6 protein-coding genes are annotated in these 8,109 nt (G+C 43.2%); 2 read left to right on the forward strand and 4 right to left on the reverse strand.

Features of this window, described 5'->3' with window-relative positions:
• The first annotated feature begins 246 nt into the window (after nt 1–246).
• Nucleotides 247–1,416 carry an IS110 family transposase gene (locus VFM80_RS00180; protein ID WP_395068350.1) on the forward strand — a complete coding sequence of 390 codons (1,170 nt, stop codon included), beginning with the start codon at nt 247–249 and terminating at the stop codon, nt 1,414–1,416.
• A gap of 212 nt (nt 1,417–1,628) precedes the next feature.
• A complete protein-coding gene (locus tag VFM80_RS00185; protein WP_395068352.1) occupies nt 1,629–3,419 on the forward strand; it encodes an ABC transporter ATP-binding protein in 1,791 nt (596 codons plus the stop codon).
• Here the strand turns inward: VFM80_RS00185 and VFM80_RS00190 are convergent.
• The 4 genes from VFM80_RS00190 to VFM80_RS00205 form a co-directional block, all read right to left on the reverse strand.
• Nucleotides 3,416–4,333 (reverse strand): hypothetical protein, encoded by a 918-nt coding sequence (locus VFM80_RS00190; protein ID WP_395068354.1) that lies wholly within the window; start codon nt 4,331–4,333, stop codon nt 3,416–3,418. The two genes, VFM80_RS00185 and VFM80_RS00190, sit on opposite strands and share 4 nt — an antisense overlap.
• A gap of 322 nt (nt 4,334–4,655) precedes the next feature.
• Entirely contained in the window at nt 4,656–5,195 is a 540-nt protein-coding gene (locus VFM80_RS00195; RefSeq protein WP_395068356.1) for a helix-turn-helix domain-containing protein, read from the reverse strand.
• A 313-nt stretch (nt 5,196–5,508) separates the two neighbouring features.
• Nucleotides 5,509–6,465, reverse strand: a complete 957-nt coding sequence (locus VFM80_RS00200; protein ID WP_395068357.1) for a pyridoxal-phosphate dependent enzyme — start codon at nt 6,463–6,465, stop codon at nt 5,509–5,511.
• 3 nt (nt 6,466–6,468) lie between these two features.
• Complete coding sequence (locus VFM80_RS00205; RefSeq protein WP_395068359.1) at nt 6,469–8,052, reverse strand: hypothetical protein; 1,584 nt, start codon at nt 8,050–8,052, stop codon at nt 6,469–6,471.
• Nucleotides 8,053–8,109: the final 57 nt, after the last annotated feature.

An 8,109-nucleotide genomic window follows, 5' to 3' on the forward strand; every position in this document is an offset into this window, starting at 1 on the left:
GTCTCATATGTTAAGGTATCAAAATTCATTAACGGGCAAAAGATTGCATAAGTAGGTTGTGATCTTTAAGCTCAGCACGTTCTATTGGAATCGAGCCAGTCTGGCACCTTTAGTATCGGTCTAAGCACTGTTTGATTACAGATGCACTCCGTCAGGTATATCCAGGCTGGTTTTTCTGCCGTTGAACCTCAACAGTACCTACAGAGTTGTTTTTTTGAGCAGATCAAAAGACAATATCGTCGATTCATGAGACAAGGTGAGCGCGACAGAATCGATCCAATCATAAATCATAGAAGTAACCATCAACCATTAAATATATTCTTTTTCATGATTGACAGTTTCGGTGCAGACATAAGCAAAGATGAGTTCAGCGTATGCCTGTTACGCTACAGCTTGCAGCAGCAAAGCCACCAAGTGATAGCACGCAAAGAGTTTGCGAACCGTCCGGGAGGCTATAAAGCCTGTTTGAGTTGGCTGCGGCGGCACGCCGGACCAACCGGCGCCATCCGGGTAAATATGGAAGCGACCGGGGTGTATTATGAGCCGCTCGCCCTATACATCCAAGAGCAGGCCTCGGATATCCACCTGAGTGTGGTATTGCCGAGCCAGGCCAAACGCTACATGCAATCGCGTGGACTACGCAGTAAAACCGATAAGATTGACGCCTACGGGTTGGCGCTAATGGGCGCCGAACGAATGCTTTCCGAGTGGGCAGGGATTGACCCGTTTTGGCGAAACCTGCGGCAGCTAACTCGCACGCGCGGGAGCTTAATGGACCAGCGCACCCAGCTTCGTAATCAAGTGCATGCCCTGGAGCACAGCGGGCAAACGGGAGGAGAAGCCGAGGAGGCACTCCACCAAGCCATAGCGGTAATAAGCCAACAGATTGACCGGCTGACCCAGCGAATATACCAGCAGTTACGCTCCTGCAAAGATCTGGCCGGCCAGATCGAGCGGCTGCGAAGCATTCCCGGGATTGGACTGCTTACCATCGCCACGGTGCTGGCCGAAACTAATGGATTTGAGCGATTTAGCTCCATTAGTCAGCTCATCAGCTATAGTGGCTATGATGTGGTGATCAGAGAATCCGGAAAGTGGGCCGGAAAGTCCAAAATTTCCAAACAAGGCTCTAAATATATTCGTCGGGCGATGTATATGCCCGCCAGTGTAGTCGTGCGAAGCGGGAAGGGGCCCACCTACGAGTTGTATCAACGGTTGGTTGGCACCCACAACATTAAGATGAAGGGGCATGTGGCGGTCCAGAGAAAACTATTAACGTACCTGTACACCCTGTGGAATAACGCACAGGTATATGATCCGCAAGTAATCAAAGACCAACAAAAGGAGCATCAAAAAAAAGTAGCCCTGCCCGAGGGCAAGGCTACCGCAGATACATCACATGCAAAAGCATCATGATGTTCTTTGAAGCAATAAAATAGGAGTTTATCTTGATTTTTAACACAGTACCTGACGGCTCTAAGTCCGCCTGATCGATTGGTAGGTTCGAGTTCTTGAGCTTTCATTATCTTGCAGATGCAAACCAAAAAGCACACTTGATCTCAAACCCACATTAAATAATAATAGCTTTTAGCTGAACGCTTTTTCTGAATGAAGGCTTATATTCAAGCATGAGTAACAGCGAGAAAAAAGAAAAGAAATCCATTAAATCGCTTTGGCTGACGCTGAAGCAGATCTTTGCGTTAAGCAAACCCTATCGGCTGCGGTTTTATACGGCAACGGTTGCGGCAATATTGGCTTCTGCTGTTTGGCTGACCGTGCCGCTGGGCCTTCGCGAATTACTGGATGCGGTGTTTGAGACCGGTGATAATGAGCTGTTGAACTTGCTTGCGATCGGACTTTTTGGGCTTTTTATCTTGCAGGCTGCTTTTTCCTTTTTTGGAAATTACCACCTGGAATGGGTGGGAGAGCGGGTAATCACTGATCTTAGAAAGAAAGTATATGAGCATTTACACCGGCTTGGATTTAAGTTCTTTGCTGAACGCAGATTGGGCGAGATCACTTCCCGGCTTACAAATGATGTCGGCTCCATTCGAACGGCACTCACCGATTCTCTCCCGCAGCTACTCACCATTACTTTTTCATTGATCGGTTCCGTTTCATTGATGGTAATTCTAAACTGGCGACTAAGCATGGTGATCTTTGTGACGGTTCCATTTGTCACCTTGGCTACCCGATATTTCGGACAAAAGATCCGCCATCTCTCCAAAGATATTCAGGATGAACTGGCGGATTCCACTGCTGTTGCTGAAGATGCTTTAGGAGCCGTTCGTTTGGTAAAGGCTTTTGTCCGTGAAGATTATGAAGTGGGGCGCTATAAAGATGCGGTTGAAAAATTATTCACTACGGCACGACGTAAAGTTGTACTGACTCAATTCTTTTGGGCCGGTGTGGGAATCATGTTCATGAGCACACTGGTGATCATCTTTTGGTACGGCGGGAAGGAAGTGCTTGCCGATCGGTTAACGGCAGGAGATCTTGTTGCTTTCATTATTTATGCGTTGAATATTTCGCGGTCCATCAGTCAGACTTCCAGATTATATACCGCCGTAAACACGGCAGCAGGTGCCTCTGAACGAATTTTTGAGCTGTTGGAAGAAACTCCGGAAATTGAAAATAACCCCAATGCCGAAAATATTACAAATGTTAGGGGTGAGGTGGTGGTTGAAGATCTTTGGTTCAGCTACGAAGGGGAGAAAGATGTTCTGAAAGGGATTTCATTCAAAGCTGAAGCCGGTAAAACGGTAGCTCTTGTCGGACCAAGCGGGGCAGGGAAAACAACGCTTTTGAATCTTATCCCAAGATTCTATGATCCTCAGAAAGGAGCTATTTATGTGGACAGTATCAACATTCAGGACGTAAAGTTTAAATCCCTGAGAGAGCATATTTCCATCGTGCCGCAGGAAGTACATTTGTTCGGAACCACGATCCGTGAGAATATCATTTATGGAAAACTGGATGCTACTGAAGAAGAGATCATTCAGGCTGCCAGAGCTGCCAATGCGCATCATTTTATCCTGGAAACAGAAAAAGGCTATGAATCTATGGTAGGGGAAAAAGGAGTGAAATTGAGTGGAGGACAGCGCCAGCGGTTGGCTATTGCCCGGGCGATCCTCAAGAACCCGGAGATCTTGTTATTGGATGAAGCCACTTCTTCGTTAGATTCAGAATCCGAAGCTCAAGTACAGGAGGCTTTAATACGACTCATGGAAAACCGAACTACTTTTGTAATTGCTCATCGGCTTTCAACCGTACAACATGCCGATCATATTCTGGTAATGGATGAAGGCAGGATCGTTGAGGAGGGAACTCATCTCGAACTCATAGAGCAAAAAGGATTATACAGTCATCTTTATGAATTACAGTTCCGTGACCTGGATGAAACTAAGCCTTTTGCTTAATTGTCCGTATTAAAAGCAGAAATAACATCTGGGTAACTCATACTCTCGAGCAGATTGTTATCTCTAAGTTGGTTGAGAAAATCGACCGTTACACCATTATTAAAATAGGCAATAACGGCAGGGTATGATAAGTTCTCCAAATATTCGGCTTCATTTAAAGTGTTTAGATACTCCAAAGAAACACCGCTGTTATAATAGGCTATAACCTCTGGGTAAGAGAACTCTGTCAAAAATCCATTTTCAGATAGTGTGACAAGGTAGTCTAAAGAAACATCAGCATTGTAATAAGCAATTACTTCCGGATAAGAAAATTCTGATAAAAACCCATATTCGGTTAAAGTATTGAGATATTCTAAAGAGACATCGGAATTATAGTAAGCTATTACTGCAGGATAGGATAGTTCTTGATATCCGGCCTCAACCAATTCTGATAAATAAGATATCGGAACTTCGGACTGATAAAAAGCTTGTAAAGCCGGACTTGGGTAGATACCATCAAGACCGGCTTCGTTGATTTCCCGCAGATAATCAACAAATCCGGCTTCGGTACTTAAGCCTGGTGCAAGGGGCATATCAGGAAAATCGGGGATGTCAGGCATGTCAAATGATGGGGCAGGAGGGGCTATTGTTATCACTTCGCTGTCGTTGCCAAAGATACTGGCCCATGCCTGTGAAGGACTCCAGTCATGAACCCATAAAAATGAAGCTGCAAAAACGATAAATATGAGGATCGCATTTTTGAATTGGGAGCTGTCATCTTCTTCAGGAGTTTGGTAAGCATCGATCTGGCCTGTTTCCTGACTTTGCTCTCTAATATATTCATCCAGATCAAAACCCGGATCATAGCCGGCATCAGCACCGCGGTCCAGATCGTTCTCAAATTTGTATTGTTTGTATTTGCCCTTGTTTGCCATAGTGAAAGTGTTTCTTTAGATAGACGAAAAAGGTAGGGTAATTGTTGCATGGGAAGAAATAAGATTTTTTTGAGGGAAAATACATTCGGTGGGATGGGATGAAGGCCAACTATTTGAGCAGCCTAATCCAAACTTGTAAGGGGAGGGGAAGGGCGGGAATATAAATAGGGGTCTTTCATATTCCACCTATAGAAATGATGAACGCCATCCTGTCGACTTTAGGTTGTTTAAGTCTTACAAGTAACTATTTCAGATCATCCCTTTTGGGAAATAAACCGCAGCCTATCGTGAGACACAAGCTTCCTGAACTCAGAAGAAAATTTTAAACAGTTTGTAAAACGCTCATGCGTTCTTTCTTCATTTCCTTAAAATAGTCAGGAGATAACCCGGTATATTTTTTGAATTGGGCAATTAGTAAATCTTCGTTTTTGTAGCGAAGTTTTTCGGCAATTTCCGCCATGGATAAGTCATCATACAGCAAAAATTCCTTAACGCGCTCAATTTTTTCGAGTACGATAAATTGCATGATCGACATTCCTTTTACATCCGAAAAGATTTTTAATATAGACTCTCTTCCCGTTCCCAAGTCACTATCAATGAAATCATCAAAATTCACGTTGGGCAATTCATCGGAATCATGGATCACATCGATGACAGTGTTTATGATGCGATCGATAAGCATACTGTCATTTTTGTCAAGCAGTTCAAGGCCCGATTTAAGCAAGTTTTCATTTAGCTCCTTAAGTTGAGCATCTGTAGTTTCTTCAAGAAACACTACAGCACCATGTGGGGAAATGGAGTAATTGAGATCCGTTTTTTTAAGTGCATCCCTTAATAACTTCTTGCATCGGAGAGATACCATGTATTTCACATACCTTTTTGCAAATACCATAGCCGACATTGATTCCTTGCTGTCTTTAAAAAAAATACTTAATCAATCTACCTTCTTAAGAATTTTCTACTGCAACATACAAATATATATATAATTAATTATTAGAAAATTTACATTGAGCTATTGTTAAACAATTTTATCAATTTTTTGTTCCGCATTTTCTGATTTGGGCATGATACCCATCAGATTATATCCTAAAAAGCCATTTTATTATCGTAGATGTCATTTTAAACTGATTAAGTGGTTGTACAGTTCCGGCACTTTTGATACCCTGGAACGCGAATCACCACGGCAAATTGTCCAGATCTACATTACCGCCGGTGATAATGATGCCAACCTTTTTGCCTTTTACATCCACCTTCCCGTCAAATACAGCAGCTACGGGCACGGCACAGGATGCCTCGATGATCATGTTCAATCGTTCCCAAACGTAGCGCATGGCCTCCACGATTGACTCTTCGGGAACGGTTACAATATCATCCACATGTTCGGTGATGATAGAAAAGGGAAGTTTGCCGAGGGAAGTACGAAGGCCATCAGCGATAGTATTAGGATTTTTGACAGGGATCAGTTCTCCGGATTTGAAGGAGCGGTAAGCATCATCTGCGTTTTCAGGTTCCGCACCGATCACCATAATATCAGGTTTGATGGATTTCGCAGTCAGAGCTGTCCCACTTAACAATCCACCTCCACCCACAGGAGCGATAATTATATCAAGATCCGGATGATCTTCCAGTAACTCTAAAGCACTGGTTCCTTGCCCGGCAATAATTCGGGCATCGTCATAAGGATGAATAAAAGAGGCACCGGTTTTTTCAACCACTTGTTCCAGTGTTGATTCCCGCGCTTCCAGGGTAGATTCGCAAAAAGTTACTTCTGCTCCATAATTTTTAACGGCTTTCACTTTCACTTTCGGTGCATTTTCGGGCATAACTACGTAAGCGGGAATGCCTCTCATCTTTGCAGCCAGTGCAACGGCCTGAGCATGATTGCCGGAGGAATGCGTAGCCACTCCATTCTTTGCATCTTCCTCGCTCAGCGAAAAGATTGCATTAGAAGCCCCACGAAATTTAAAAGCCCCCACTTTTTGAAAGTTTTCACACTTAAAGAAAATGCGTCCACCGGTCTTTTCATCAACCTGTTTACTATTTAGAACCGGAGTCCGGTGGGCATGTTCGGCAATACGTTGATGGGCATTTTTGATGTCATCAATGGTTGGGGCATTCAATGTTTTGATCATGGTTTATTGAATTGAATCTTTAATTCCGGATAGTAAAGATTTCCACCAGTAAGCAAAAATAGATTTTTCGACTTCACGCTCAAAATCAATTTCCCCGATAGTAGGGTCAGGTTCCGTATTCTCAGATTTTATCGAAAAATTGTTAGCAATGAAATCCTTAAATCTTTCTCCGAATCCCTGTTCACCGGTATCTTCATCCAAGAAAGAGATCTTCAGATCCCGGTACAGGATCAATGCTTTTCCTTTGGAAGATTTGGAGTTTAGCCCAAGTTCAGCGTCAAGGCTTTTTACAAAGCCACTTTCAACCCGCACAAATCCGGATCGTGCGAGTATCTTTTCGGCTACTTTGGGGTCAAGACTGCCCAGATTTGCTTTCACGGTGTGAATATCGGCTTCATTAAAGACGGGATAACTGACATCAAGGGTAAGAGGGGCGGTATCCATAAAGAGAGTTTCGACGTGAAGAGTCAGGGTGTCTTCCGTAAAACTGGGGTGACTTGCGGTCCTTATGTTTGAAATGGTTGCATCAAGATCATCAAAAGAGATGGCAGCGGAAGAATCAGACGGAGCTTTATGTTCTTCGTATATGATGGTAGCATCAGAAATGGTAATGTTATCCACTCCGATAGAAAAGTCAATGGAATTTGCTAGTTTGTTGAGCATTGGCTTTACATTTACTCCTTCTTTTCGATCGACCTTCTTATTTCGGAATACTTCCATCCAGGCTTCATTGATTTCGATTTCAGCTACATTCACGTGATCTTCGGTTAGGGAATTTAGGTCCAGTCCCGAAAGGGAAAGCTCGGGGATTTCAAGATCGATGCGATCCAGCTGATATCCTTTGGTTTCAGAAAATTCATACTTAGGTAATAGGGGAGTAAGGGCTATATTTGCAATATCAAGTGATCTTGCTTGCTTATCAAAACTGAAGTTACCGATCTTAAGATCGTAAAAGTCTTTCTGAATGTTCCACTTTACCCCTGCACCCTGAATAAGCAGATACTCCATAAACAGAAGTTCAGAGCCATCCAGAAGTTTGTTGATATCCACATCACCGGCCTCTAAGGAAATATCACTGATCGAGAACAATTCTGTTCCATCCGCTGTACTGATGGTTCCGCTTCCGTTCTCAATAAAAAGAGTAAAGGTGTCAAGGTCTTCGAGTGCTTCACCCGTTTCCGCGGAGTCCTTTCCCGAGAATAGAGAGGAAGAAAGATCCCGTTCCAGGATCTGTACATTCGGTTCTTTTACAGTAATGGAATTGAAATCAGGAAAAGAGCTACTGAATAAACTCCACAAACTGATTCCGCTTATTGAAATGGAGGTTGCTGTTATCTGCTGAACATGGGGTGAGGTGCTGTCGGGCTTAACGAAGATGGAGTCAACAGAAATAGATCGGCTGAACAAGCTGATATCCAGGTCATCAAATCCTAGTTCATAATTCTGTTCTGTTTGTTTGTCAAATTCCTCCACCAGGGCTTTTTTCAGTGGTTGTTCCAAAAAAATGGGGAGAATAAATGTAGCTACTAATGCGATCAACAGTAGGGAAGCCAAAACAATGGCGGATACTTTCAGAACTTTTTTCATATTTCAAAATTGATATAAATCTGCAAAATGCAAAGTACTTTATTGTTAATGAAATAC

The sequence above is a fragment of the Gracilimonas sp. genome (assembly GCF_035704785.1).
Classification (GTDB): domain Bacteria; phylum Bacteroidota; class Rhodothermia; order Balneolales; family Balneolaceae; genus Gracilimonas.